Annotated in this window: 23 protein-coding genes; 17 read left to right on the forward strand and 6 right to left on the reverse strand. The window is 68.7% G+C overall.

What is annotated here, in order from left to right:
• Positions 1–12: 12 nt before the first annotated feature.
• The 7 genes from HUA76_RS23065 to HUA76_RS23095 all read left to right on the forward strand — a co-directional run bounded on the left by HUA76_RS23065 (position 13) and on the right by HUA76_RS23095 (position 6,490).
• Positions 13–1,248: an MFS transporter gene (locus HUA76_RS23065; protein WP_174462087.1), complete on the forward strand. Its 1,236-nt coding sequence runs from the start codon at positions 13–15 to the stop codon at positions 1,246–1,248.
• A gap of 151 nt (positions 1,249–1,399) precedes the next feature.
• Positions 1,400–2,671: a CCA tRNA nucleotidyltransferase gene (locus tag HUA76_RS23070; RefSeq protein ID WP_174462088.1), complete on the forward strand. Its 1,272-nt coding sequence runs from the start codon at positions 1,400–1,402 to the stop codon at positions 2,669–2,671.
• A 107-nt stretch (positions 2,672–2,778) separates the two neighbouring features.
• Complete coding sequence (gene mnmA / locus HUA76_RS23075) at positions 2,779–3,825, forward strand: tRNA 2-thiouridine(34) synthase MnmA (protein WP_141647737.1); 1,047 nt, start codon at positions 2,779–2,781, stop codon at positions 3,823–3,825.
• A gap of 30 nt (positions 3,826–3,855) precedes the next feature.
• Complete coding sequence (locus HUA76_RS23080; protein ID WP_141647738.1) at positions 3,856–4,629, forward strand: hypothetical protein; 774 nt, start codon at positions 3,856–3,858, stop codon at positions 4,627–4,629.
• Positions 4,630–4,702: 73 nt separating this feature from the next.
• On the forward strand, positions 4,703–5,068 hold the full coding sequence (locus HUA76_RS23085) for an integration host factor subunit beta (protein WP_141647739.1): 366 nt from the start codon (positions 4,703–4,705) through the stop codon (positions 5,066–5,068).
• A gap of 135 nt (positions 5,069–5,203) precedes the next feature.
• Positions 5,204–6,100: an SPOR domain-containing protein gene (locus tag HUA76_RS23090; protein WP_174455323.1), complete on the forward strand. Its 897-nt coding sequence runs from the start codon at positions 5,204–5,206 to the stop codon at positions 6,098–6,100.
• Positions 6,101–6,127: 27 nt separating this feature from the next.
• Positions 6,128–6,490 carry a cupin domain-containing protein gene (locus HUA76_RS23095; RefSeq protein WP_141646421.1) on the forward strand — a complete coding sequence of 121 codons (363 nt, stop codon included), beginning with the start codon at positions 6,128–6,130 and terminating at the stop codon, positions 6,488–6,490.
• Positions 6,491–6,520: 30 nt separating this feature from the next.
• Here the strand turns inward: HUA76_RS23095 and HUA76_RS23100 are convergent, their stop codons facing one another.
• On the reverse strand, positions 6,521–7,150 hold the full coding sequence (locus HUA76_RS23100; protein ID WP_141646422.1) for a hypothetical protein: 630 nt from the start codon (positions 7,148–7,150) through the stop codon (positions 6,521–6,523).
• Between the two features lie 94 nt (positions 7,151–7,244).
• Between HUA76_RS23100 and HUA76_RS23105 the strand changes: the two genes are divergently transcribed.
• The 9 genes from HUA76_RS23105 to HUA76_RS23145 all read left to right on the forward strand — a co-directional run bounded on the left by HUA76_RS23105 (position 7,245) and on the right by HUA76_RS23145 (position 16,805).
• Entirely contained in the window at positions 7,245–7,424 is a 180-nt protein-coding gene (locus tag HUA76_RS23105; protein WP_044281109.1) for a ribbon-helix-helix domain-containing protein, read from the forward strand.
• A gap of 28 nt (positions 7,425–7,452) precedes the next feature.
• On the forward strand, positions 7,453–8,409 hold the full coding sequence (locus HUA76_RS23110; protein WP_141646438.1) for a UDP-glucuronic acid decarboxylase family protein: 957 nt from the start codon (positions 7,453–7,455) through the stop codon (positions 8,407–8,409).
• 69 nt (positions 8,410–8,478) lie between these two features.
• Entirely contained in the window at positions 8,479–9,420 is a 942-nt protein-coding gene (locus tag HUA76_RS23115) for an NAD-dependent epimerase/dehydratase family protein (protein ID WP_174462089.1), read from the forward strand.
• A 229-nt stretch (positions 9,421–9,649) separates the two neighbouring features.
• Positions 9,650–11,461 (forward strand): translation elongation factor 4, encoded by a 1,812-nt coding sequence (lepA, locus tag HUA76_RS23120; RefSeq protein WP_174462090.1) that lies wholly within the window; start codon positions 9,650–9,652, stop codon positions 11,459–11,461.
• Positions 11,462–11,463: 2 nt separating this feature from the next.
• Positions 11,464–12,720, forward strand: coding sequence for a signal peptidase I (lepB, locus tag HUA76_RS23125; protein ID WP_174462091.1), 1,257 nt, complete (start codon positions 11,464–11,466; stop codon positions 12,718–12,720).
• 85 nt (positions 12,721–12,805) lie between these two features.
• Positions 12,806–13,699, forward strand: coding sequence for an aspartate carbamoyltransferase catalytic subunit (locus tag HUA76_RS23130; RefSeq protein ID WP_141646426.1), 894 nt, complete (start codon positions 12,806–12,808; stop codon positions 13,697–13,699).
• The gene (locus HUA76_RS23135; protein WP_174462092.1) at positions 13,696–15,000 is read left to right on the forward strand and encodes a dihydroorotase; all 1,305 of its coding nucleotides are present in this window, start codon (positions 13,696–13,698) and stop codon (positions 14,998–15,000) included. Before HUA76_RS23130 ends, HUA76_RS23135 begins: the two co-directional genes overlap by 4 nt.
• A complete protein-coding gene (carA, locus tag HUA76_RS23140; protein ID WP_141646428.1) occupies positions 15,000–16,124 on the forward strand; it encodes a glutamine-hydrolyzing carbamoyl-phosphate synthase small subunit in 1,125 nt (374 codons plus the stop codon). The genes HUA76_RS23135 and carA overlap by 1 nt, the downstream gene beginning before the upstream one ends.
• Before the next feature lie 15 nt (positions 16,125–16,139).
• Positions 16,140–16,805 (forward strand): hypothetical protein, encoded by a 666-nt coding sequence (locus HUA76_RS23145; RefSeq protein WP_141646429.1) that lies wholly within the window; start codon positions 16,140–16,142, stop codon positions 16,803–16,805.
• A gap of 19 nt (positions 16,806–16,824) precedes the next feature.
• Here the strand turns inward: HUA76_RS23145 and pyk are convergent, their stop codons facing one another.
• The 3 genes from pyk to HUA76_RS23160 form a co-directional block, all read right to left on the reverse strand.
• Positions 16,825–18,225 (reverse strand): pyruvate kinase, encoded by a 1,401-nt coding sequence (gene pyk, locus HUA76_RS23150; protein ID WP_174462093.1) that lies wholly within the window; start codon positions 18,223–18,225, stop codon positions 16,825–16,827.
• A 216-nt stretch (positions 18,226–18,441) separates the two neighbouring features.
• A complete protein-coding gene (locus HUA76_RS23155) occupies positions 18,442–19,149 on the reverse strand; it encodes a bifunctional nuclease family protein (protein WP_174462235.1) in 708 nt (235 codons plus the stop codon).
• Between the two features lie 177 nt (positions 19,150–19,326).
• The gene (locus tag HUA76_RS23160; RefSeq protein ID WP_181791072.1) at positions 19,327–19,701 is read right to left on the reverse strand and encodes a hypothetical protein; all 375 of its coding nucleotides are present in this window, start codon (positions 19,699–19,701) and stop codon (positions 19,327–19,329) included.
• Between the two features lie 81 nt (positions 19,702–19,782).
• On the opposite strand from HUA76_RS23160, the gene HUA76_RS23165 reads away from it, so the two are divergent.
• A complete protein-coding gene (locus tag HUA76_RS23165) occupies positions 19,783–21,600 on the forward strand; it encodes a long-chain fatty acid--CoA ligase (protein ID WP_174462094.1) in 1,818 nt (605 codons plus the stop codon).
• A gap of 128 nt (positions 21,601–21,728) precedes the next feature.
• On the opposite strand, the gene HUA76_RS23170 is transcribed toward HUA76_RS23165, so the two are convergent.
• Positions 21,729–23,030, reverse strand: a complete 1,302-nt coding sequence (locus HUA76_RS23170; protein ID WP_174462095.1) for a citrate synthase — start codon at positions 23,028–23,030, stop codon at positions 21,729–21,731.
• A 77-nt stretch (positions 23,031–23,107) separates the two neighbouring features.
• On the reverse strand, positions 23,108–24,391 hold the full coding sequence (locus HUA76_RS23175; protein WP_174462096.1) for a 3-phosphoshikimate 1-carboxyvinyltransferase: 1,284 nt from the start codon (positions 24,389–24,391) through the stop codon (positions 23,108–23,110).
• Position 24,392 lies beyond the last annotated feature (1 nt).

Below are 24,392 nucleotides of genomic sequence, written 5' to 3' on the forward strand. Positions count from 1 at the left end.
AGCTGCTGCCTCATGACCATCCCCCTCCGCCCCCCGGTGCTCCGCGAGCACCGAGCGGCTCGCGCCGCCGTCGCGGTGCTGTTCCTCACCAATGGCGCCATCTTCGCCAACCTGTTGCCGCGCTATCCGCAGATCAAATCCGACCTCGGGCTCAGCAATGCCCAGTACGGACTCGCCGTCGCGTCCTTCCCGTTCGGAGCCCTGGTGGCCGGGCTGGCCGCCGGAGCGCTCATCCGTCGCTTCCGCTCGTCACGGGTCGCCGTGGCCGGGACGGTGCTCACGGGGTTGGGCGTGTTGTGCGCCGGTGTCGCGCCCTCGTGGGTGGCGCTCGCGGTGACACTCTTTCTCGCCGGCAGCATGGATGCGATCACGGACGTGGCCCAGAACTCCCACGGCCTGCGGGTGCAGCGTCTCTATGGCAGGTCGATCCTCAATGGGTTCCACGCGGTCTGGAGCATTGGCGCCGTGCTGGGGGGACTCATGGGCGGGCTCGCCGCGGGGCTCAACGTGCCACGTGGTGTCCACCTGGGTGTCTCGGCCCTGGTCTTCTCACTCGTGTCGTTGACCGCCCTGCGCTACTTGCTGCCCGGCCCCGAGCCCACTGCGTCCAATGTCTCATCCGAGGACGCGTCGCAGCTGGAGAGTGACCCGGCACGCCGTGGAGCGCCGGGTCGACTGCGCCTGGGGCTCGTGGTCGCCGCGCTGGTCCTGATTGCCCTCGGCGGAGCGCTCGTCGAGGACGCGGGGTCGACCTGGGCGGCTGTCTATCTTTCCGGCACGCTCGGCGCGGGCGTCGTGGTCGCCTCGTTCGGATACGTGGCGCTCGTGGGTTCGCAGTTCATCGGGAGGCTGCTCGGCGACAGGTTCGTCGACAGGTTCGGACAGCGCGCCGTGGCTCGGGCAGGAGGCGGGCTCGCGGCGGTGGGCATGGGGGCGGCTCTGCTGTTCCCGTCGGTGCCCGCCACCATCGCGGGGTTCGCGCTCGCGGGCTTCGGAGTCTCGACGCTGGTGCCCGCCGCCATGCACGGTGCTGACGAGCTTCCCGGACTGCGACCTGGCACGGGCCTCACGCTCGTGAGCTGGTTGATGCGCCTGGGCTTCCTCTTGTCGCCTCCCGTGGTCGGCCTCGTCGCCGACGCCGTGGGACTTCGCGTGGGGCTGCTCGTGGTGCCGCTCGCCGGCGTGCTCGTGCTGTCCTTGTCCGGAGTTCTGTCGGCCACCCGCCTCCCTGAGAAGCGGTCCGGCTGAGCGGGCCGCACGGGGGGACGGATCCACCATCCATCGCGGAACACTGCCGCGAGTTGCACGGGGCCTGTCGCCAGGGCCCTGGCTTCGGAGGGGCGCGCGCAAGTACAACCCGGGTTGTCAGGCGGGCACGTCGCTCGCCGCCCCTGGACCCATGCTCGCCAACCTCCACAACGCCGACATTCCCCAACCCGTGCTCGACGTCATCGCCCGGCTGCGAGAGCTGGGCCACGCCGTGTATCTGGTGGGCGGCTGCGTCCGGGACATGGTTCGCAAGGTTCACCCGAAGGACTTCGACGTGGCCACCAGCGCGCTCCCCGAGGAGGTCCAGCGCGCCTTCCGCAAGGTCATCCCCACGGGCATCCAGCACGGCACCGTCACCGTCGTGCAGGGCGGCACCCACGTCGAGGTGACGACGTTCCGCTCGGAAGGGGACTACCTCGACGGACGGAGGCCCAGCTCCGTCGCCTTCGAGCGCGACATCGTCAAGGACCTGTCCCGCCGCGACTTCACCATCAACGCGATGGCCTACAACCCACTGGACCGCGACCTCGCGGACCCGTTCGGCGGCCAGACGGACCTCCAGGCCCAGCTCATCCGGTGCGTGGGTTCGGCCCTGGAGCGCTTCTCCGAGGACGGTCTGCGCCCCATGCGCGCGGTCCGCTTCGCCGCGGTGCTCGGCTTCTCGCTCGACCCGGACACCCGCGACGCCATTCCCGCGACCCTCGCCGTGTTCCGCAAGGTGGCCCTGGAGCGCGTGCGCGAGGAGCTGACCAAGTTGCTGCTCTCTCCGCGCGCGGAAGGGGGGCTGCTGCTGCTCGCGGAGACGGGGCTGCTGGACGTGTTCCTCCCCGAAGTGGCCCGAGCCACCCCGGAAGCCGCCCAGCTCGCGCGCGCCGCGGTGCAGGCCGCGCCGAACGACATCGAGATTCGCGTGGCCGTGCTGCTCGCGGACCTCGTCGACCGCGCCCAGGCTCGTGACATCGGCCTGCGGCTCAAGTTCCCCAACAAGGTCGCCGACCTGGTGGCCCTGCTCGTGGAGACCGCGAAGTTGGAAGAGCGCTTCTCGGACACGGACCCCTCGCTGCGCCGACTCCTGGCTCGCGTGGGGCTTCCCCAGCTTCCGCAGCTCCTCGCGGTGGCCCGGGCCCGCGTCCAGGTCCGTGCCCCGGAGCGCCTGCCAGACCTGGAGCGCCTGTTCGCGCGGCTGGAGGCCCTGGCCGCCGCGAAGCCGCCCCTGGTGCCCAAGGACCTGGCGCTCACCGGGGGCGATATCATGGCCACGCTCGCCGTCGGCCCGTCGCCCATCGTCGGCGAGGCGACACGCTTCCTCATGGACTCGGTGCTCGACGAGCCTGCCCTGAACACCGCCGAGGGCCTCAAGCAGCGGCTCCAGGCCTGGCAGTCGGCTCGCACGGGGGCCTGAGCCCGGCCGGTGGGCGGCCCTCCCACCGGGCTCCGGGGTCGGGTTTGGGGGGCTCCCCCCGTCCTCCCGCGTGCGCCCGGACGCTGGGGCGTGTAGGAAGGGGCACCATGCGAGTCGTCGTTGCGATGAGCGGCGGGGTGGATTCCTCGGCCGCTGCCGCCCTGCTCAAGGAACAGGGCCACGAGGTCATTGGCATCACCCTGCGCGTCTGGTCCTACGAGGGCAAGGCGAAGTGTGGGAGTTGCTGCAGTCCGGACGACATCGATGACGCACGCGCCGTCGCCCAGACGCTCGGGATTCCGTTCTACGTCGCCAACGCGGAGGAGATCTTCCAGGACCGCGTCGTCAATCCCTTCGTCCAGTCCTACCTCGGTGGGCGCACGCCCATCCCGTGCGTGGCCTGCAACCGCGACGTGAAGTTCAACTTCCTCCTCAAGCGCGCCCGAGCGCTCGGTGCGAGGCTTGCGACCGGCCACTACGCGCGCGTGGAGGAGACCGACGGCCGCTATGTCCTGCGCCGCGCCGTCGACGCCGCGAAGGACCAGAGCTACTTCCTCTTCACGCTCGGCCAGGACGAGCTGCGCGACATCGTCTTCCCCGTGGGCGACATGACGAAGGCGGAGGTCCGCGCCGTCGCCGAGCGCCACGGCCTGACCACCAGCCACAAGCCGGAGAGCATGGAGATCTGCTTCGTGCCGGACGGTGACTACGCGGGCTTCGTGGAGAAGGTCGCCGGCCCCCAGCCCTCGGGTGAGATTGTCGATGGGGACGGCCAGGTGCTCGGCACCCACCAGGGCATCCACCGCTACACGGTGGGGCAGCGCAAGGGGCTCAACCTGGGTGGCGGACAGGTGCGCTACGTCCAGCGACTGGAGCCGGAGACCCACCGCGTGGTGGTAGGCAGCGCCGAGGAGACGGGGCGTGATCGCTTCGGGCTGCTCCAGCCCCACTGGGTGGATGCGCCACCGTCCCCGGAGACGCCCGTGGAGGTCCGCATCCGGCACCGCCACGCGGGGGCCGCGGGCCGTGTGGAAATCTCGCCCCATGGTCTCGTTTCGGTGAAGTTGGATGCCCCCGCGCGAGCCGTCACCCCAGGACAGGCCGCGGTGGTCTACGCTCAGGACAAGGTGCTGGGTGGTGGTTGGATCGTCTGAGCTCGAGTCGTCTTGAGGAGGAAGCGGGACATGGCGCAGCGCCTCATGGGATGTCTGCTCGTGGCCGCGACCGCGAGCCTGGTCACCGCCTGTAAGGAGCGCTCGGACAAGCCCATCGCCGGGTTGCTCGCGGCGGGGGCCCCGGTGCTGCGCACGCAGGGCAAGGAGCAGCGCACCGTCGCCGTCGGCGCCCAGCTCACGGGGGACGCGCTGCTCACGGCCACCGGTCCCGCCGTGCTCGAGTACTTCGGCGGAGGCCTGCGCTTCCTCGAGAAGGGCGACACGCTGGAGATTGGCGACGCGGACGAGGCGAAGCTCCACGGCTCCAACCTCCCGGCGCACCGGTGGGTGGAGGGCAGCGTGCAGGAGGCGCCGCGCGCGCTGCGCATCGTCGCCGCCCGCTACACCAACGTGCAGGTGACGCCCAAGAGCGCGCACGAGGACGCGTACACCTCCACGCAGTACTTCGTCGCCTTCTTCACGCCCAACGGATTGCAGCGGCTGGGCTCGGACACCGATCACGAAGGGCCGCACACGCCGCTGCCAGCGCCGCCGTTCCGTCCGAAGGTCCCCTTCATCCATGCGGGAGACCTGGGGGAAGGTGGGTTGGTGGCGGTGGTGGATGATGGCTTCGCCGTGGCGGAGACGGATGACCTGGCCACCGCCGTGCTCCTGGAGGGGCGCGAGGTGCCCCTGGGCCGCACCGTCCGCCTGCTCGTGCCGGATGGGGCGGAAGTCACCTTGAGAGCGAAGGACGGCTCCGAGGTCGAGGTCGAAGGCCCCGCCGACCTGCGCCTGCGCTGAGGCGTGGGGCAGGGTGGTTTGTCCTCGCGGGTGCGCCTTCTGTAGAGTCCACCGTCCCTCGCGGAGGTGTGCCATGACGAGGAGTGAGCTCATCGAGCGCATCGCGGCGCGTGCACCCCACGTCCCGCGGCGCGAGTTGGAAGCCATCGTCCATGCCGTCTTCGACTGCATGGCGGAGGCCCTCGTGGCGGGAAAGCGCATCGAGCTGCGAGGCTTTGGCGTCTTCTCCCTTCGCACGCGCCGCGCCCGTACGGGACGCAATCCGAAGACGGGGCAGAGTGTCGCCGTGCCGGAGCGCCGCACGCTCAGCTTCGCCGCCGGCAAGGAGCTGCGTGCGCGGCTCAATGCGCCCGCGCCGAGGCAGGAGCCCGTGGGCTCCGTGCTGCCCTCGGTGGCGCTCGCCACGGCGGTGTTGCCGGTGACGTCCGTGGCGCGGTGACGGCGCGGCCCCGACGCCGCTTCCGTGAATTTGACCGGGTGGGGGGTGGGGCGTACTTTGCCTCGACGCCGACGCTACAGGCCGCAACACGGACTCGTGTGGCCCGCTCTGTCCGCGCGCGAGGATCCCTGAGTCATGCGAGACGCCCACCGGATGAAGGAGAAGTTCGACGTCTCTCTCGACAACCGGCAGATTGTGAGCCTGTTGATCGCCGGCATCGTCGTGCTCGGCGCCGTCTTCGTGTTGGGCGTCGTCGTGGGGAAGAAGCTCGCCGGTGACGTGCAGACGGCCAGCGCTCCCGACCTGCTCTCCGCGCTGGATGCCAATGCCCAGGCGCTCCAGGCCGTGCAGCACAAGGACTCCGCGCTCACCTTCCAGGACGAGCTGACGCGCAAGGCCAGCGCCGAGCCCGTCGCCGTCGCTCCCAAGCCCGCCGCTCCCAAGCCCGCCGCGCCCGTGGAGAAGCCCGCGCCCAAGCCGCCCGAGCCCGCCAGGACCGCCGCGATGGCCCCGACGCCGGACCCCGACACGGGCGAGCTGCCCCCGGAGGAGCCCGCCGAGGAGCCCCAGGCCGTCGCTGTCGCCGAGACGCCCAAGCCCACCCCCGCGCCCGTCGCGGAGAAGCCCGCCGCCGCTCCCGCCGAGAAGCCCGCCCCCGTCGCCGCGAAGCCCGCACAGGTGTCGGGCAAGGTGGAGACGGCGGCCGTGCCCACGCGGACGACGCAGAAGGAGGGTGGAGGGATGAAGGACGCCATCGCCCGCGCCGCGCAGTTGCCGGACCCGGCGGTGAAGGGTGGGGCCTTCACGCTCCAGCTGTCGGCGTTCCAGGACAAGCAGGAGGCCGACCGGTTCATGGCCCGGTTGCGTGATAGGGGCTATGCCCCCTATATCGTCACGGCGGAGGTGGCCGGTAAGGGCACCTGGTACCGCGTGCGCATGGGCACCTTCGCCTCGAAGGACGCTGCGACGCGGTATCTGTCAGACTTCAAGCGTGAGACCCAGCTCGACGCGTTCGTGGCCGGCACGAACTGAGAGCGGGCGAGGAAGACGGGAAGCACCATGACGACGACTAGGCGGGTGGAGAAGCCCTGGGGCCACGAGCTCATCTGGGCCCACACCGAGCGCTACGTGGGCAAGCTGCTGCACGTGAAGCAGGGCCACAAGCTCAGCCTGCAGTACCACAACCAGAAGGACGAGACGATCCACGTCCAGAGCGGCAAGCTGCTCTTCGTCGTCGACGAGGGACAGGGGCTCATCGAGAAGGAGATGAACCCGGGGGAGAGCTACCACATCAAGCCCCTCACCAAGCACCGCATGGTGGCCATCACCGACTGCGACATCCTCGAGGTCAGCACCCCCGAGCTGGATGACGTCGTGCGGTTGGAGGACTCCTACGGCCGCACGGGCACGAGCAAGCCGTAGTCGCTCCGCCGTGAAGGCGCGGCTCGCCCTTCAGTCGCGGGCCGCGTTGTTGGGATTGCGGGTCCACTTGTCGACGGTGCCATCGCCGTCCAGGTCCTCGCCGATGCGGTCCACCTGACCGCCCTCCCAGTACTCCCAGTAGTCCACGCGCCCGTCGGAGTTGGTGTCGCGCTCCTTGCGCACCAGGACACCCCGCTCGTAGAAGGTGACGCTGTCCGCGCGGCCGTCGCCGTCGAAGTCCCGCTCGCGGCGAGTGTTGGCCCCCTTCTCGTAGAAGTAGGTGGCGTCCACCTTGCCGTCGTAGTCCAGGTCCATCACCTCGCGCATCAGCGCGCTGGCCTCGTCGAAGTAGCGCGTCAGGTCCACGCGGCCGTCCCAGTTCAGGTCCAGCTCCTGGCGCACCTTGCGAAACCGCTCCTCGCCATTCGCGCCCGCGTCCGCCACCGTGTAGGTCCACACGTCCGGCTTGCCGTCGCCGTTCACGTCCTGCTGCGTGACGTGTTCGCCACGCGCGGGTTCCGGGTGGATGGCCTCGGACGAGGCGGGTGAGGACTTACCCGGGGCGTTGGTGCCGCGCTCGGCGGCCTTGTCGCTGGCGCAGCCGGTGAGCAGGCCGGAGGTCATCAACCCGAGGAAAATCCAGCGCTTGCTGCCGGTCATGCGGTGCTCCCGGGACGCAGCGGCCTCTCCGCCGAGGCGTGCGCACGAGATGCTTTCGCGCGCCACGTCATTCCATATATTTTCACATATAGCCATGGCCCGAAAGAAGATCAGCACCACCATCTACATCACCCCGGAGCAGAACGAGCTCCTCAAGGCGCTGAACCAGAAGACGAAGGTGCCCGTGGCCGAGTACATCCGCCAGGGCATCGACCTGGTCCTGGAGAAGTACAAAGCGCAGCTGCCGGGGCAGGCGACCTTCGACGAGATTTGACAGAGAGACGAGGCGCGACGTGAAGAGCATGCAGGGCAAGCGAGTGGTGGTGCTGGGGGGCGCGGGCTTCGTGGGCTCGCACCTGTGCGAGCGCCTTCTGGACGACGGTGCGGCCGCCGTGACGGCCGTGGACAACCTCATCACCGGCAACGAGGAGAACCTGCGCACGCTGAAGGGCCGGCCGGGTTTCAGCTACGTGAAGGCGGACATCATCGAGGGCATCCCGGTGAAGGAGCCCTTCGACTACATGTTCAACATGGCCTCGCCCGCGTCGCCCATCGACTACGCGAACCTCCCGCTGGAGACGCTGCGCGTGGGGTCCATCGGCACGGAGAACGGGCTGAAGCTGGCGGAGGCGAACAAGGCCGTCTTCCTGATGGCGTCCACCTCCGAGGTCTACGGAGATCCGCTGGTGCACCCGCAGCGCGAGGACTACTGGGGCAACGTCAATCCCATCGGCCCGCGTTCGGTGTACGACGAGGCCAAGCGCTACGCGGAGGCGGTGACTGCGGCCTACGGTCGCAAGGGCGTGCAGGTCCGCATCGTTCGCATCTTCAACACCTACGGCCCGCGCATGCGGCTCAACGACGGCCGCGTGGTTCCGGCCTTCGTGGGCCAGGCGCTCAAGGGCGAGGACTTCTCCGTCTTCGGCGATGGCAGCCAGACGCGCTCGTTCTGTTACGTGAAGGACCTGGTGGATGGCCTGGTCCGGCTCGCGCTGTCGGACGAGCCCCATCCGGTCAACATCGGCAACCCCCGGGAGATGACCATCCGTCAGTTCGCGGAGGCCGTGCGCACGGCGGCGGGCGGCGGGGGGAGCATCATCGAGAAGCCCTTGCCCAAGGATGATCCCAAGCAACGTCAGCCAGACATCACCCGCGCCCGCACGCTGCTCGGCTGGGAGCCCAAGGTGCCTCTGGAGGAGGGTCTGCGAGAGACCATCGCGTGGTTCCGCGAGGTTGCCGTGCGGCGATCCCCGTCATAGGTTGCCGCCGCGAGAGACTCTGAAATCAAAGACAGTTTGGCCACGGCCGGGTGGCGGGGAGACGGAAGCGTGAAAGTCCTGGTGACGGGTGGAGCGGGCTTCATCGGCTCGCACGTGTGCGACGAGTTCCTGAAGGCGGGACACGAGGTCATCGCGTTGGATGACCTGTCGGGTGGCAAGAAGGAGAACCTGGACCCGCGCGTCCGGCTGGCCGTGCATGACATCCGCAGCCGCGAGGCCGCGGAGCTCATCAAGTCGGAGAAGCCCCAGGTGCTCTGTCACCTGGCGGCGCAGATGGACGTGCGGCGCAGCGTGGATGATCCGGGCTTCGACGCGGATGTGAACATCCGCGGCATGCTGAATCTACTGGAGGCCTCGCGCGTCGCGGGCGTGAAGAAGGTCATCTTCAGCTCCACCGGCGGCGCCATCTACGGCGAGCAGGACGTGTTCCCCGCGCCGGAGTCCCACGCGACGCGCCCGGTGTCCCCGTACGGGGTCTCCAAGGCGGCGGGGGAGCTGTACCTGGGCTACTACCGGGCCCAGTACGGCCTGCCGTACGTCGCCCTGCGCTACGCCAACGTGTACGGCCCGCGACAGAACCCGCATGGCGAAGCGGGCGTGGTGGCCATCTTCTGCCAGCGCCTGCTCTCCGGGCAGGACTGCACCATCTTCGGTGAGGGCAAGCAGACCCGCGACTTCGTCTTCGGGCCCGACGTGGCCCGGGCGAACCGGCTGGCCTTCGAGAAGGACTACGTGGGCGCCATCAACATCGGCACCGGCGTGGAGACCGACATCAACCGCCTCTATGCGCTGCTGGCAGAGGCCGCGGGTTCGACGGCCGCCGTGGCCCACGCGCCCGGCAAGCCCGGCGAGCAGCTGCGCTCGTGCATCGACAACTCGCTCGCGAAGAAGGTGCTCGGCTGGGAGCCGTCCGCCGACCTGCGCGAGGGGGCTCGCCGCACCGTCGCCTACTTCCGCGAGAAGGCCGAGCCGGTCCGCGTCCACGGCTGAGGCTGGCTGACGGGAAGCAGGGCAGGGGAGTCCGGGAGGAAGTCGCCTCCCGGACGGGGCCTCGTGCCCTGTCGTCCCCGGGTGGCCGGGCGTCCGTTCAGGGGAGCACGGTGGTTGGGGGAACAATCGGGCGCCCCCGACGGGTTGCTCGTCTGGCGGGCGTTCGCGCGTAGATTTTCGCGCGGTTCGATGTTAGGCACGCCCGCTTCTTCCGACGAGCGCCACGAACATGCCGGCTGAAAACGCGCACATCCGCAACTTCTGCATCATCGCCCATATCGACCATGGAAAGTCGACGCTGGCTGATCGCCTCCTCGACAAGACGGGGACGCTGAGCAAGCGCGAGGCGCAGGCCCAGTTCCTCGACAACATGGACATCGAGCGCGAACGGGGCATCACGATCAAAGCCCAGTCCGTGCGGATGAACTACACCGCGAAGGACGGCAAGCAGTACGTCCTCAACCTCATCGACACGCCGGGGCACGTCGACTTCGCGTACGAAGTCAGCCGCAGCCTGGCCGCGTGCGAGGGCGCGCTCCTGGTGGTGGACGCGTCGCAGGGCGTGGAGGCGCAGACGCTGTCCAACGTCTACATGGCGTTGGACCACGAGCTGGAGATCATCCCGGTCATCAACAAGATCGACCTGCCCAGCGCGGACGTCGACCGCACCCGCGCGGAGATTGAAGACGTCATCGGCATCGACGCCTCCGTGGCCGTGCCCGCCTCCGCGAAGGAAGGCATCGGCATCCACGAGATTCTGGAAGCGGTGGTCGCGCGCGTGCCGCCGCCGATGGGCTCGCCGGACGCGCCGCTCAAGGCCCTCATCTTCGACTCCTGGTACGACAACTACCGGGGTGTGGTGACGCTGGTGCGCGTGCTGGAAGGCACGCTCAAGCTCAAGCAGAAGATCAAGCTGTTCAGCAACAACAAGGTCTTCGAGGTGCAGGAACTGGGTGTCTTCACCCCGTTCTCCCGCCCCGTGACGCAGCTCATGGCCGGCGAAGTGGGCGTGCTGGTCGCCAACATCAAGGAGCTGCTGGACGCGAAGGTCGGCGACACCGTCACGGAGGAGGCCCGTCCGACGCAGGAGCCGTTCCCCGGCTTCCAGGAAGTGAAGCCGATGGTGTTCTCCGGCATCTTCCCGATCGAGTCCGACCAGTACGAGAACCTGCGTGACGCGCTCGCGAAGCTGAAGCTCAACGACTCCGCCTTCACGTATGAGCCCGAGTCGTCCACGGCGCTCGGCTTCGGTTTCCGCTGCGGCTACCTGGGCCTGTTGCACATGGAGATCGTCCAGGAGCGCCTGGAGCGCGAGTACAACCTGAACCTCATCACCACCGCGCCCAGCGTGGTGTACCAAATCACCAGCGGCAAGGGTGACGTCCAGCTGGTGGACAACCCCGCCAAGCTGCCGCCGGTGCAGAACATCGCGAAGTTCGAGGAGCCCATCCTCACCTGTCACATCCACGTCCCCAATGACCACCTGGGCGCCATCCTGAAGCTGTGCCAGGACCGCCGTGGTGTGCAGAAGGACATGAAGTACCTGGGCAGCAGCGGGCAGCGCGTGCAGGTGACGTACGAGATGCCGATGGCCGAGGTGGTCTTCGACTTCTTCGACAAGCTCAAGAGCGTGTCGCGCGGCTACGCCAGCCTGGACTACGAGCTGACCGGCTACCAGGAGGCGGATCTGGCGCGCCTGGACATCCTCATCAACGGGGAGCCGGTGGACGCGCTGAGCGTCATCGTGCACCGCGAGCGCGCCTACCTGCGCGGTCGCGAGGTCTGCGCGAAGCTGAAGGAAGTCATCCCGAAGCAGATGTACGAAGTGGCCATCCAGGCGGCGATCGGCGCGAAGATCATCTCCCGTGAGACCATCTCCGCCATGCGCAAGAACGTGCTCGCCAAGTGCTACGGTGGTGACATCAGCCGCAAGCGCAAGCTCCTGGAGAAGCAGAAGGAGGGCAAGAAGCGCATGAAGCAGGTGGGTACGGTGGAGATTCCGCAGGAGGCCTTCCTCGCGGTCCTCAAGTCGGAGCAGTAGCCATGAACGCTGCCAGTCCTTCCGCCAACCCTCCCGCGAAGCTGGCGACCGCGATGGCGGCCCGGCGCACCCCTGAACAGGTGCGCGCGCGCCGTAAGTTGCTGTGGCGCGAGATGCTCACCAGCCTGTGGGCCCCGCTGTGCATCGTCGCCCTGGTGCTGTTCCCGTACACGACGCTCATCGAGTTCGTGCCCACGGCGGCCGCCTGGGCCCAGCCCGCGATGAAGGGGCTGGGGCTGCTGATGGTGGCGTACTTCGTCGCGCTGCTGGTGTGGCGCAACGTGTCGCCGCGCGAGAAGCAGCTGCGCCGCCAGCGGCACGAGGCGCATGAGCTCATCTCCGAGAACGAGCGCATCCTCCAGAAGCCGCAGGTGCGCGAGAAGCTCTCCCCGGCGCTGACGGAGCAGATCACCGAGCAGGCGCTGAAGGTGGAGTCAGCCTCGGCCGAGGGAGATCTGGAGAAGCTGGCCCGCGAGGTGAGGGCGCTGGAAGCGCTCACCTCCCAGCACCTGGGTGCGTTCCGCAAGGAGTCGCCCATGGATTTCGTGGGCGGCTTCGTGAAGATGTTGCTGGTCGCCCTGGTGTTCCGGACGTTCATCGTGGAGCCGTACCGGATTCCCTCCGGCTCCATGCTGCCCACGCTCCAGATTGGCGATCAGGTCTTCATCAACAAGTTCATCTACGGGGTGCGCGTCCCGTTCGCCAACGTGGTGCCGTTCGTCATCGTCCGGCCTCCGGGGCGCGGGGACGTCATCGTCTTCAACAACCCCGTCAACGAGGCCACCGACTACATCAAGCGCGTGGTGGGCGTGCCCGGCGACACCGTGGAGATCTTCGACGGCGTGGTCCACATCAATGGCCAGCCGCAGACCCGCGAGAGTGTCGACAGCGAGTACATCGTCCACAACATCACGGATGCCGGTCAGTGGTACGACCAGCAGGAGTCGCTGTACCGGGAGAACCTGAGCGGCGTGCCGCACAGCGTGCTCCAGACGCCCTCGCGGATGCCTCGGCACGAGGGGCCCTACGTGGTGCCCGAGGGTCAGGTCTTCGTCATGGGCGACAACCGCGACAACAGCTCCGACAGTCGTCACGGCCTGGGCATCACCGGCTACGGCAAGACGGAGTTCGTGCCCTACGGCCACATCAAGGGCAAGGCGATGGTGGTCTGGCTGTCGCTGGGCTACCACGGCCTGCTGCACGGCCTGTTCGGTGGCACGGGTCTCCGGTTGGACCGCTTCTTCGAGCCCGTGCGCTGACCCACACCCGGGGGGCAGGCGACCCGCCACGCCTCGGACGGTGCTTGACGCGCCGCACGGCCCGGGGTACGCGGCGCCCCCGGCCATGAGACACCTCCTTGGAATCGAAGGCTGGCGCCGGGACGAGCTCGAAGCAGTGCTCGACAGGGCGCGCGCGCACCTGCCTGGTGGTCCAGACGTCACCCACACCCTGCGCGGCAAGGTGGTCGCCAACCTCTTCTTCGAGGACTCGACCCGGACGCGCACCTCGTTCCACATGGCCGCCCGAGGCCTGGGCGCCGGCGTCCTCAACTGGAGCCCCTCCGGTTCGTCCACCTCGAAGGGCGAGACGCTGCTGGACACCGCTCGCAACATCGAGGCGACGGGGCCCGTGGCCATCGTCATGCGCCACCGCTCGTCCGGTGCGCCCCACCTGGTGGCCAAACACGTCCGCTGCGCCGTCATCAACGCGGGGGACGGCACCCACGAGCACCCCTCCCAGGCCCTCCTGGACGCCTTCACCCTCCGTCAGCACTGGGGCAGCCTGGACGGCCGCACGGTGCTCATCGTCGGGGACATCCTCCACAGCCGCGTGGCCCGCTCCAACCTGTGGTGCCTGAAGGCCCTGGGCGCGCGGGTGGTCTTCTGTGGTCCGCCCACGCTGGTGCCCCCGGGACTGGAGTCGCTGGGCGCCGAGGTGACGCACAACCTGGACGCGGTGCTGCCTCAGGCGGACGCGGTGATGTGCCTTCGCCTGCAGATGGAGCGCATGGGCGAGGCGTTCCTGCCCTCGACGAAGGAGTACTCGCGCCTGTTCGGCCTCACCCCGGCCCGAGAGGACAGGATGAAGGCGGGCGCGCTGGTGATGCACCCGGGCCCCATCAATCGAGGCCTGGAGCTGGCGCCCTCGGTGGCGGACGGGCCCCGCAGCGTCATCCTGGAGCAGGTTTCCAACGGCGTCGCCGTGCGGCGGGCCATCCTCGAGGTGTGCGCGTCATGAGCTCCACGGTGCTTTTCCGGAGAGGGCGCGTCATCGACCCGCGCAACGGCGTCGATGGAGTCCGCGACGTCCTGGTGCGTGACGGCAAGGTGGCGGAGGTCTCCGACGCGCCGCTCCCCGTGCCCCCGGGCGCGGAGGTGGTGGAGGCCGCGGGACGCTGGGTGCTGCCGGGCTTCATCGACCTGCACGTCCACCTGCGCGAGCCGGGCGAGGAGGGCAAGGAGACCGTCCTCACGGGCTGCCGCGCCGCCGTGGCGGGAGGCTTCACCGCCGTCGTCGCCATGCCCAACACCAAGGTCGTCAACGACAGCGGGCTCGTCACGGAGCTGGTGCTGTCGCGCGCTCGCGCCGCCGGCCTGTGCCATGTGTACCCCGCGGGCGCCATCACCAAGGGCCTCAAGGGCGAGGAGCTGGCGGAGACGGGCGAGCTGGTGTCCTCCGGCTGTGTCGCCATCACCGATGACGGCCGCCCGGTGATGAACGCCGCGCTGATGCGCCGCGCGCTCCAGTACGCCACGCTCTTCGGCGTGCCCGTGATGGTGCACGAGGAGGACCTGACGCTGTCCGCCGGTGGCGCCATGCATGAAGGCACCACGTCCACGCGCCTGGGCCTGCGCGGCATTCCCGCCTCCGCGGAGGTGGCCATGGTGGCGCGAGACCTGGTGCTGCTCGAGGAGACGAAGGGCCGCCTGCACATCGCCCACGTGTCCTGCGAGGGCAGCGTGCGCCTCATCCGCGAGGCGAAGCGCCGGGGCCTGCTCGTCACGGCCGAGGCCACCCCGCACCACGTCATCCTGGATGACCGGGCAGTGGGGGACTACGACACCCACGCCAAGATGGCGCCGCCCCTGCGCGCGGACCGGGACGTGGAGGCGCTGCGCGAGGCGCTGGTGGATGGCACCGTGGACGCCATCGCCACGGACCACGCGCCCCATGGCGTGCTGGACAAGCAGGTGGAGTTCGAGAAGGGCATCAACGGCATCGTCGGGCTGGAGACGGCCCTGGGGCTGACGCTGGAGCTGGTGCACGCGGGGCTGTTGGGCGCGAAGCGGGCCGTGGAGCTGTTGACGCACGGCCCGGCGAAGGCGTTCGGCCTGCCGGGCGGTCACCTGGCTCCCGGGGCCCCGGCGGACATCACCGTGGTGGACCCCTCGGAGGAGTGGACGGTGGATGCCCACCGGTTCTATTCCCGCAGCCGGAATACGCCCTTCCATGGCCGTAAGCAGAAGGGCCGCGTGGTGCAGACCTGGGTTTCTGGCCGGAAGGTGTTCTCCGACGGCCAGGTGAAGGAGTCACGGTAATGACGAAGCGGGCAGTGCTCGCCCTGGCGGATGGCACCACCTTCGAGGGCCGTGCCTTTGGCTCGGTCGGCGAGACGGTGGGTGAGGTGGTCTTCAACACGTCCATGTACGGCTACCAGGAGATCCTCACGGACCCCTCGTACGTCGGGCAGATCCTCACCATGACGTACCCGGAGATGGGCAACGTCGGCGTGACGCCGGAGGACGAAGAGGCCGGCAAGCCGCACGCGGTGGGCATGGTGGTGCGCGCTCTCGCGAGCCAGCCGTCCAACTGGCGCGCGCGCGAGTCGCTGGATGCGTACCTCAAGCGCCACAACGTCGCCGGAATCGAAGGGCTGGACACCCGCCGCCTGGTGCGCCACCTGCGCACGCATGGCGCGCAGATGGGCGTCATCTCCAGCGAGGGCCTGTCTCCGGCCGCGCTGTCGGAGCGCGCTCGCTCCGCGCACGGGATGGAGGGCCTGGACCTGGCCAGCGGCGTGTCGGTGAAGACGCCGTACACGTTCACCGCGCCCTCGCCGGACGTCTTCACGGGCATTGGCGAGGCCCACCCCCAGGGCGACCCGCGCTTCGACGTGGTGGCCTACGACTACGGCCTCAAGAAGTCGATGCTCCACTTCCTGGTCGACGTGGGCTGCCGCGTGACGGTGGTGCCCGCGCACACCACGGCGGAGGAAGTGCTGGCCCGCAAGCCCCACGGCGTCTTCCTGGCCAACGGCCCCGGAGACCCGGCGGCGGTGAAGGGCGCGGACCGCACCGTGGCGGCGCTCCTGGGCAAGGTGCCCGTGTTCGGCATCTGCCTGGGCCATCAGATCATGGCGCTGGCGCTGGGCGGCCGGACGTACAAGATGAAGTTCGGCCACCGTGGCGGCAACCAGCCCGTGAAGGACCTGACGACGGGCAAGGTGGAGATCACCGCGCAGAACCACGGCTTCGCCGTGGACGACGCCAGCCTCAAGGGCAAGGCGGTCGTCACGCACATCAACCTCAACGACGGCACGGTGGAGGGCCTGGCCGTCCCAGATGCGCGGGCCTTCAGCGTGCAGTACCACCCCGAGGCCTCTCCCGGCCCGCATGACGCACGCTATCTCTTCGGTCGCTTCGCGAAGCTGATGGCGGGGTAGGATGACCGACCTTCTATGGACTCCCCGCTGTCACCGCTCTCCTACCAGCCGTACCTGGACCAGCTCATCGCCTTCGGCAGCGTGGAGTCGCGGAAGGCGGACCTGCTCGAAGCCAAGGCGGAGTACTTCCGCCTGACAGGCGAGGTCTTCGAGGACGACAAGCTCTTCGAGCTGCGCATGGCGTCGTTCCTCGACTACTACCTCTATGACCGCGTCTCGCCTGGAACGGGCAAGACGCCGGCCGTGGAGTTCTACGAGCAGCGCCTGGCGAACACCTCGCCCGAGGAGTCCAACGCCTTCCGCAGCTTCACGGAGACGGTCCACGGCATCTTCGAGGTCCGCAAGCTGGGCAAGGGCCTGGTGCGCCTGCGCGACATGTACTCGGGCAAGGACTTCGACGTGACGGAGCGGCGCAACATCGCCGGGCTGGAGACGGGCGACATCCTCGAGGCCCGCCTCATCCCCTTCGGTGGGCACCTCCTATTCACCTCCTCCTTCTGCTACCACCCGCGCGCCGCGGTGAAGTCCATCAAGGCCGAGGTGAAGCGCCGCAAGAAGAAGGAGCCGGAGCGCACGCCCAACGAGCTGGTCTGGGAGTGCGCTCGTCGCGCCCTCAACATGGAGCGCTACCGTCAGCTCGCCGTCGAGAAGATCTACGACTTCGAGCAGAAGGTGCTCTGAGTGACGACGTCCACCGCGCTCACACGCGGTGGATGCTCATCAGATTGGTGTTGCCCGGTACGTTGAGCGGCACTCCCGCCACCACGACGACGGGCGCGCCCACCTGGCAGATGCCCTCGCGCAGGCACAGCTTGCGCACCTGCCGCAGCATGGCGTCCGTGGACCTCACGCGGGGCACTTGGAGTCCCGTCACGCCCCAGTACAGCGCCATGCGGTTGACGGCGGCCTCGTTCGGCGTGAGGGCGATGATGCGCGCGTGGGGCCGGAACTCGGAGATGAGGCGCGCGGTGTGGCCGCTCTCCGTGTACGCGACAATCGTCTGGATGTTGAGCTGGCCTGTCGCCGCCACCGCCGCCGCCGCGACGCCCGTGCCCAGGTCCTCCGAGCGCTCGAAGGGGGAGTGGTGCTGGTGTCGCACCACGCCGCGCTCCGTCTCCTCGACGATGCGGGCCATGGTGGACGCCGCGTCGATGGGGTAGCGCCCCGCGGCCGTCTCGCCGGACAGCATCACCGCGTCCGCGCCGTCCAGGATGGCGTTGGCGACGTCCGACACCTCCGCGCGCGTGGGGCGCGGGTTGCTCACCATGCTCTCCAGCATCTCCGTGGCGACGATGACCAGGCCGCCCATCTGGTTCACCACGCGCACCATCCGCTTCTGGATGGCGGGCAGCTGCTCCAGGGGCATCTCCACGCCCAGGTCCCCACGCGCCACCATGATGCCGTCCGCGGCCCGGGCGATGGCTTCGAGCTGGTCCACGGCCTGGGGCTTTTCAATCTTGGCGATGAGCGGCGTCTTGTTCTTCGCCACGTGCTTGCGGGCCCGGTGGATGTCGTCCGCCGTGCGCACGAAGGACAGCGCCACGTAGTCCACGCCCACGTCCTGGCCGAACGCCAGGTCCACCTCGTCCTTGGGTGTAATCGTGGGCACGGACATGGGCGAGCCCGGCAGGTTCAACCCCTTGTGGTCCTTGAGCAGGCCGCCGATCTCCACCTCGCAGAGGACGTCCTGGCCCGCCACGTTGCGCACGCGCAGCCGCACCCGGCCGTCGTCCAGGAGGATGGCCTCTCCCGGCTTCACGTCCTTCGTCAGCGACTTGATGGGGGTGGGGATGATGGAGCCCTGGCCCATCACCGCGCGCGTCGTCACCGTCACGCGCTCGCCCGGCTTCACCGTGAGCTGTCCACCCTCGAACTTTCCGAGGCGAATCTTGGGGCCCTGGATGTCCTGGAGGATGGCCACCGGCAGCTTCAGCCGCTTGGACGCCTTCCGGATGAGGGCCACCCGCTGGCGGTGCTCGTCGTGCGTACCGTGCGAGAAGTTCAACCGCGCCACGTTCATCCCCGCGCGGATGAGGCCCTCGATGACCTCCAGCGAGCTCGATGCGGGCCCCAGGGTGCAGATGATCTTCGCCTTGCGCATATGCGCGCGCATCCTAGGCGGCGGGGTGCGTGGCTTGACAGCCTCGCGCCCGGGAGACTAACTCTTTGCCCCAGGCGCGGTGCCGACCCCCGGGTTGGACCCACGCCAGCGTCTTGCAGGCACTCGATGTTCGAGAGAGAAAGCCCGGCTTCCCTGGGAGGGGGGGCCGGGCTTTCTCGCACCTGTCGCTGGCTCTGCTCGCCCCCGGCTCGAAGCCTAGAGGTCTATCTTCTTGCCGGTGCCCTGCGGCGCGCCGAGCGGCGGGTGGCCAGGCGGAAGGGCCTCCGTGTCCATGTCGATGGGCGGATTGCCGGGCGCGGGCATCCCAGGAGGCGGCATCGGGGCGGGCTCTTCCAGCTGTCCGCCAGGGCCACTGCCACCCACGCCGGGCCCGCCCTTCTGGAGGGATTCAATCTCCTCGCGGCTGATGCCGGCCAGCGTCAGCACCTTGCGCGTGACGCGGATGCGGGCGTGGCTGGTGAGGGCCATGGCGATGGAGTCCGACGGGCGGGCCTCCAGCGTCATCTTCTTCGCACCCTGCTCCAGGAACACGCGGCCCGAGTAGACGTTGTCGCGCAGGTCGTCGATGCGGACCTCCGTCACCTTGGCGCCGAGCTGGTCGACGACGTCGTCCAGGAGGTCCTGGGCGAGCGGCTGGGGCGGCTCGCGCTCCGCCAGTCGGAAGGCGATGGAGACGGCGGAGGCCTCATCCACGAAGACGGGGAGGACGACCTGGCGGTCCTTCGTGGTGAGCACGACGGCGTGCGTCTGGGCCTCCACCAGCGGGACGACGTCCTGTACCTCCAGTTCGACCAGCTCGTTGCAGGCCTTGGGGTCGCCTCCGTGCTCGGTGATGCACGGTTGCCCGGAGTCGCCCGGGAGTGTGGCCGCGATGGCCCCGGGAGCACTGAAGGCGGGGAGCATCAGCACCCCCCCGAGCGCCAACAACAGCGCCGACAGGGGGGCGAAGAAGAAAGTGGCGCGGTTGGGTGTTCTCACACCCTGAAACTACGCACCCACCCCCCTCTCGGGAGGGTAGCGATTCAGCCCGGTTGCCCTGGACGGCGTGAAACGGCCGCCCGGAGGGCAAGGGAGCAGACGTCAGGGACGCTCGTCCTCGTCCTCGTCGTCGTAGTCCTCGTCGTCCTCGACGTCCTCGTCTTCATCCTCGTCGAGGTCGTCGTCCTCGTCGTCGGATTCCTCATCCTCCTCTTCGTCCTCTTCGTCGATCGTGTCCGCGACGTCCTCCGACTCCAACGTCATGGAGACGGCGAACTTCTTGTCGAGCACGGCGATCTGCGCGCGCATCTCCGAGAGCGCGGCGACGAAGTCCTCCGAGAGATTCGCGGGCGCTTTCGCGTCGCAGTGAGGACAGATGATCTTCTCCGTCCCCTCGATGAGGTCTTGAACGTCAAGCTCGAAGCTTGCCTCGCACTTCTGGCAGGTGAAGTCGATGCTCATGGTCGGGCGCGGCATACAAAGCCATCCAACCAGCTGTCAACGTCCGCGAACCGGGGGCGTGGTCGGGACGCCCCTACATCCGCTAACCTTCGTCGGATGGACCTCCCGAAGACGATGGTGCATGCCCTCCATGACCGGGCCGCGCAGCAGGAGCATCGGCCGGCCCTCTGGACCCGCCGGGGACACGGCTATGTCCCTACCTCCTGGTTCGAATACGCCCAGCGGGTCAAACGCTTCGCCCTCGGCCTGAGGACGCTCGGGTACGGGGAGGGCCAGCCGCTGGGCATCATCAGCTTCAACCGCGAGGAGTGGCACGTCGCGGACCTGGCCGCCATGGCGCTGGGAGGCGTCCCGGTAGGTCTGTACACCACCAGCGCGGTGGAGCAGCTCGAGTACATCCTGGGCCACTGTGAGGCCACCGTCCTCGTCGTGGAGAACGAGAAGCACCTGCGCACCGGCCTCGCCCTGCGCGAGCGCCTGCCCAAGCTGCGCCACCTCATCATCCTGGACGCGCCGTCCACGCCGCTGCCGGAGGGGGTCCTGCGCTACGCGGACGTCCTGGAGAAGGGCACGGGGGTGGATGACAAGCCCTACTGGGACAGCGTCAACGCGCTGAATCCGGAGGCGCTGGGCACCCTCATCTACACCTCCGGGACGACGGGCCACCCCAAGGGGGTCATGCTCAGCCACTACAACCTGTCCTGGACGTCCCGGCAGCTCATCACCGCCGTGGACTTCAAGCACCAGCAGGACTCGGTCATCATCTCCTATCTGCCGTTGTCCCACATCGCCGAGCAGGTCATCTCCCTGCACTGCCCGCTGATACTGGGCATCCAGGTGTACTTCGCGGACTCGGTCGAGGCGATGCCGGCGAACCTGAAGGACGTGAGGCCCACGTTCTTCTTCGGCGTGCCGCGCGTGTGGGAGAAGTTCAAGGCCAAGGCGGAGGAGGGGCTGCGCGGCCAGCCCCCCATGAAGCGCCGCATCGTCTCCTGGGCCCGGGGTGTCGCCTCGGAGCTGCATGCCCGCGCCCAGCGCCACGAGCGCATCCCGGTGCTCCTGGAGGCCCAGTACCGGCTGGCCCAGCGGCTGGTGTTCGAGCCGCTCAAGACGCGCATCGGCATGGAGCGGGTGGATTTCTTCGCCACGGCGGCGGCCCCCATCGGCCGGGACGTGCTGGAGTTCTTCGCCTCCATCGACATGTTCATCCACGAGGTGTGGGGGATGACGGAGGTGGCGGGCCCGGGCACGGTGAATACGCGCGAGGCCGCCCACCTGGGCACCGTGGGGCGCCCGCTGATTGGCGTGGAGGTCCGCATCGCCGAGGACGGGGAGATCCTCGTCAAGGGCGGCAACGTGTGCATGGGCTACTACAAGAACCCGGAGGCCACCGCGGAGCTGCTGGAGGGCGGGTGGCTGCACACCGGTGACGTGGGCCAGCTCGACGGAGAGGGCTACCTCCACATCACCGGCCGCAAGAAGGAGATCATCGTCACCTCCGGCGGGAAGAAGACGGCGCCCGGCAACATCGAGGAGCTCATCAAGTCCCTTCCCGGGGTGGGCCACGCGGTGGTGGTGGGCGAGCGGCGCAACTACCTGGTGGCCCTGCTGGCGCTGGACGTGGAGAAGTGCCGCGCCCTGGCCCAGCAGAAGGGCTGGCCCGAGGACCTGAAGACGCTCTCCCAGGACGCGCGCCTGCGCCAGCTCATCCAGGAGGGGTTGGACCGCGACATCAACCCGAAGCTGTCCCGCTTCGAGTCGATCAAGCGCTTCGCCATCCTGGAGCAGGACTTCACCGTGGACGCGGGCGACCTGACGCCCACCCTGAAGGTCCGCCGCAAGGCCGTGGAGCAGAAGCACGCCGGGCTCATCGAATCGATGTACGCCGAGCCCACCACGGCCCAGGCGGGCTGAAGCGGGGCGGTGCGGGCGACTCCGAGGCGCTGGAGTCGCCGGACGGGCCCGCAAAGAGAAAGGGGCGGGGAACCTCGCGGTCCCTCGCCCCTTCTCACTTCATGCCCAGGGGTGTGTGGACAGGCCGCCTACTTCGCGGCGCGCTTGTCCATGGCGATGTAGTCGCGGCGCTTCTGGCCCGTGTAGACCTGACGGGGACGCGCGATCTTCTGCTCGGGGTCCAGGACCATCTCCTCCCACTGCGCGCACCAGCCCACCGTGCGGGGAATGGCGAAGAGGACGGGGAACATCTCGGCCTGGAAGCCCATCGCCTCGTAGATGAGGCCGGAGTAGAAGTCGACGTTGGGGTAGAGCTTGCGCTTGACGAAGTACTCGTCCTGCAGTGCGATGCGCTCCAGCTCCACGGCGAGCTCCAGCAGCGGGTTCTTGCCCGTCACCTCGAAGACCTCGTCCGCCACGCGCTTGATGACCTTGGCGCGCGGATCGTAGGACTTGTAGACGCGGTGGCCGAAGCCCATCAGCTTCTTCTCGCCCTCGCCGCTCTTCACCGACTTGATGAAGTCGGGGACCTTGGAGACGTGGCCAATCTCGCGGAGCATGCGCAGCACCGCCTCGTTGGCGCCGCCGTGCAGCGGGCCGTAGAGGGCGCCGATGCCCGCCGTGACGGCCGAGTACGGGTCCACTTCCGACGAGCCCACCGTGCGCACGGACGTCGTCGAGCAGTTCTGCTCGTGGTCCGCGTGCAGGATGAAGAGCACGTCCAGCGCGCGCTCCAGCACCGGGTGTACCTTGTAGGTCGTGGTGCCGATGCGCTTCACCATCGCCAGGAAGTTGGCGACGTAGGACAGGTCATTGTCCGGGTAGATGTAGGGCAGGCCCATCGTGTGCCGGTAGGAGAACGCGGCGAGCGTGGGCATCTTGGCGATGAGCCGGGTGATCTGGATGCGGCGGCTCAGCTCATCCTTCGTGTTCTTCGCGTCCGGGTAGAAGCTGGACAGCGCCGCCACGGTGGAGCCCAGCATGGACATGGGATGCGCGTCGTAGCGGAACCCATCCATGAAGGACTTCACGTTCTCGTGCACGAACGTGTGGTGCGTGACGAGGTGGACGAACTGCTCCAGCTCCTTCGGGGTCGGCAGCTCTCCGTTCAGCAGGAGGTAGGCGACCTCCAGGTAGCTGGACTTCTCGGCCAGCTGCTCGATGGGGTAACCGCGGTACTCCAGGATGCCTTTGTCACCATCGATGAAGGTGATGGCGCTCTTACAGTTCGCGGTGTTGAGGAACGCCGGATCGTAGCCCATGAGGCCGAAGTCGTCGTCCCCGACCTTGATCTGTCGGAGGGCGTTGGTGCGAATACAGCCGTTCTCGACCGGGACCTCGTACGTCTTGCCGGTCCGATTGTCGGTGATCGTCAGCGTGTCCTTGGGCATGGGCGGAGATTTCACAGGGCGCAGATCGCTTTCAACAAAAAAGAACGATAAGTCGGATGGGGAGACACTGATGGTTCCTACGGCTGCTCGGAAATACGTGCTCCCGAGCGGGACAGCTGCCGCCAGAAGCCCGGAAAACTCTTCTCGACACACTCGGGGCCGGTCAGGACGAGGGTCGCTCCGGACAGCACGCTGAGTGTCGCGGCCGTCATCGCCAGGCGGTGGTCACCCCGGCTGTCCATGGTGAACCGGGCAGGAGGGGCCGCGGGAGGCGTCAGGTGGAGGATTTCCCCCTGGAGCTCCGTCGTCCCTCCGTAGGCGCTGACCAGGTCTCGGATACCTTCCAGCCGGTCGCTTTCTTTCAATCGGAGAATTCCGACGTCCGTCAGCGTGGAAGGCGCGGGGAGCACACAGGCGAGCGCCGCCAGGGTTGGCAGCAGGTCCGGACACTCCTTGCCCGAAGCCCGCAAGCCTCCCGCCGGGTGGCCCGTCACCTTCAACGTGTGGGCCGGACCTGTCGGCGTCGTCCCCAGGCCCACCTGCTCGATGAGGCGGAGGATGGCCTGGTCCGGGTGGGCGCTGGCCGCGTCGGCTCGCTCCACCGTGCCCCCAGCCTTCCAGGCGATGAGCAGGAGGTAGCCCAGCGACGACCAGTCCCCGGGGAGCGAAGGGACGCTCGGAGGGGGCGTGTAGCCGGAGACGGTGTATCGGGAGTCGGACTTCTGGACCTCGAAGCCGAAGCGCTCCAGCCACGTGAGGGTGAGCTCCAGGTAGCCGGCGCTCGTCAGCGTGCCTTCGATTTCGACGCTCCACGCCCGGCGCTCTCGCAGGAACAGCGCGGCGCAGCCCAGGAGCAGGCTGGATGCGTACTGGCTGCTCTGGTCGCCGGGCACCCGGAAGACGGGCGACACCTTCGAGGTGTCCGTTGGCGCGGACAGCTCCACGGGCCAGGGCTGGCCCTCGGTGAGCGTGAGCCCCGCGGGACCGAGTGCGTCCTTCAGCGAGGTGAAGAGTGGGCCGTGGGGACGCTCACCCAGGCGAGGCGTGCCGGTGAGGCGCACGCGAGCACCCGGCGTCACCGCGACCTGGGTGGCCAGGATGCGGAAGGGGGCGCCACCGTCCGCGCAGTCCACGCCACGCACGGGCCCGGCGGGCAGCCGCAGGGCTTCCACGCCCCGGCGCAGCACTCGCACGTCGGCGGGGAGGTCCTCGTCCGCTTCGGCCTGGACGGAGGGCAGGGGCCAGGCGCCCGTGAGGTGACCCAGCACCAGGGCGCGCTGCGCGTCCGATTTGGAGACGGGCGGGGTGAGCGGCGAGGCCACGAGGTGGCTCGGGTCCAACAGGATGCGACGGGTGCTCATG

Origin of the sequence: Myxococcus sp. CA056 (assembly GCF_013336715.1) — a bacterium.
Taxonomy (GTDB): Bacteria; Myxococcota; Myxococcia; order Myxococcales; family Myxococcaceae; genus Myxococcus; species Myxococcus llanfairpwllgwyngyllgogerychwyrndrobwllllantysiliogogogochensis.

Bases quoted from the DNA above. Each gene is read 5' to 3' on its own strand.
- HUA76_RS23135 (WP_174462092.1), top strand. From the start codon at position 13,696: ATGAGCTCCACGGTGCTTTTCCGGAGAGGGCGCGTCATCGACCCGCGC.
- HUA76_RS23130 (WP_141646426.1), top strand. From the start codon at position 12,806: ATGAGACACCTCCTTGGAATCGAAGGCTGGCGCCGGGACGAGCTCGAA.
- HUA76_RS23100 (WP_141646422.1), bottom strand. From the start codon at position 7,150: ATGACCGGCAGCAAGCGCTGGATTTTCCTCGGGTTGATGACCTCCGGC.
- HUA76_RS23090 (WP_174455323.1), top strand. From the start codon at position 5,204: ATGCGAGACGCCCACCGGATGAAGGAGAAGTTCGACGTCTCTCTCGAC.
- HUA76_RS23105 (WP_044281109.1), top strand. From the start codon at position 7,245: ATGGCCCGAAAGAAGATCAGCACCACCATCTACATCACCCCGGAGCAG.
- carA (WP_141646428.1), top strand. From the start codon at position 15,000: ATGACGAAGCGGGCAGTGCTCGCCCTGGCGGATGGCACCACCTTCGAG.
- HUA76_RS23085 (WP_141647739.1), top strand. From the start codon at position 4,703: ATGACGAGGAGTGAGCTCATCGAGCGCATCGCGGCGCGTGCACCCCAC.
- HUA76_RS23165 (WP_174462094.1), top strand. From the start codon at position 19,783: ATGGACCTCCCGAAGACGATGGTGCATGCCCTCCATGACCGGGCCGCG.
- HUA76_RS23070 (WP_174462088.1), top strand. From the start codon at position 1,400: ATGCTCGCCAACCTCCACAACGCCGACATTCCCCAACCCGTGCTCGAC.
- lepA (WP_174462090.1), top strand. From the start codon at position 9,650: ATGCCGGCTGAAAACGCGCACATCCGCAACTTCTGCATCATCGCCCAT.
- HUA76_RS23095 (WP_141646421.1), top strand. From the start codon at position 6,128: ATGACGACGACTAGGCGGGTGGAGAAGCCCTGGGGCCACGAGCTCATC.
- HUA76_RS23155 (WP_174462235.1), bottom strand. From the start codon at position 19,149: ATGCTCCCCGCCTTCAGTGCTCCCGGGGCCATCGCGGCCACACTCCCG.
- HUA76_RS23170 (WP_174462095.1), bottom strand. From the start codon at position 23,030: ATGCCCAAGGACACGCTGACGATCACCGACAATCGGACCGGCAAGACG.
- HUA76_RS23160 (WP_181791072.1), bottom strand. From the start codon at position 19,701: ATGCCGCGCCCGACCATGAGCATCGACTTCACCTGCCAGAAGTGCGAG.
- mnmA (WP_141647737.1), top strand. From the start codon at position 2,779: ATGCGAGTCGTCGTTGCGATGAGCGGCGGGGTGGATTCCTCGGCCGCT.
- HUA76_RS23145 (WP_141646429.1), top strand. From the start codon at position 16,140: ATGGACTCCCCGCTGTCACCGCTCTCCTACCAGCCGTACCTGGACCAG.
- HUA76_RS23065 (WP_174462087.1), top strand. From the start codon at position 13: ATGACCATCCCCCTCCGCCCCCCGGTGCTCCGCGAGCACCGAGCGGCT.
- HUA76_RS23175 (WP_174462096.1), bottom strand. From the start codon at position 24,391: ATGAGCACCCGTCGCATCCTGTTGGACCCGAGCCACCTCGTGGCCTCG.
- HUA76_RS23110 (WP_141646438.1), top strand. From the start codon at position 7,453: ATGCAGGGCAAGCGAGTGGTGGTGCTGGGGGGCGCGGGCTTCGTGGGC.
- HUA76_RS23080 (WP_141647738.1), top strand. From the start codon at position 3,856: ATGGCGCAGCGCCTCATGGGATGTCTGCTCGTGGCCGCGACCGCGAGC.
- lepB (WP_174462091.1), top strand. From the start codon at position 11,464: ATGAACGCTGCCAGTCCTTCCGCCAACCCTCCCGCGAAGCTGGCGACC.
- pyk (WP_174462093.1), bottom strand. From the start codon at position 18,225: ATGCGCAAGGCGAAGATCATCTGCACCCTGGGGCCCGCATCGAGCTCG.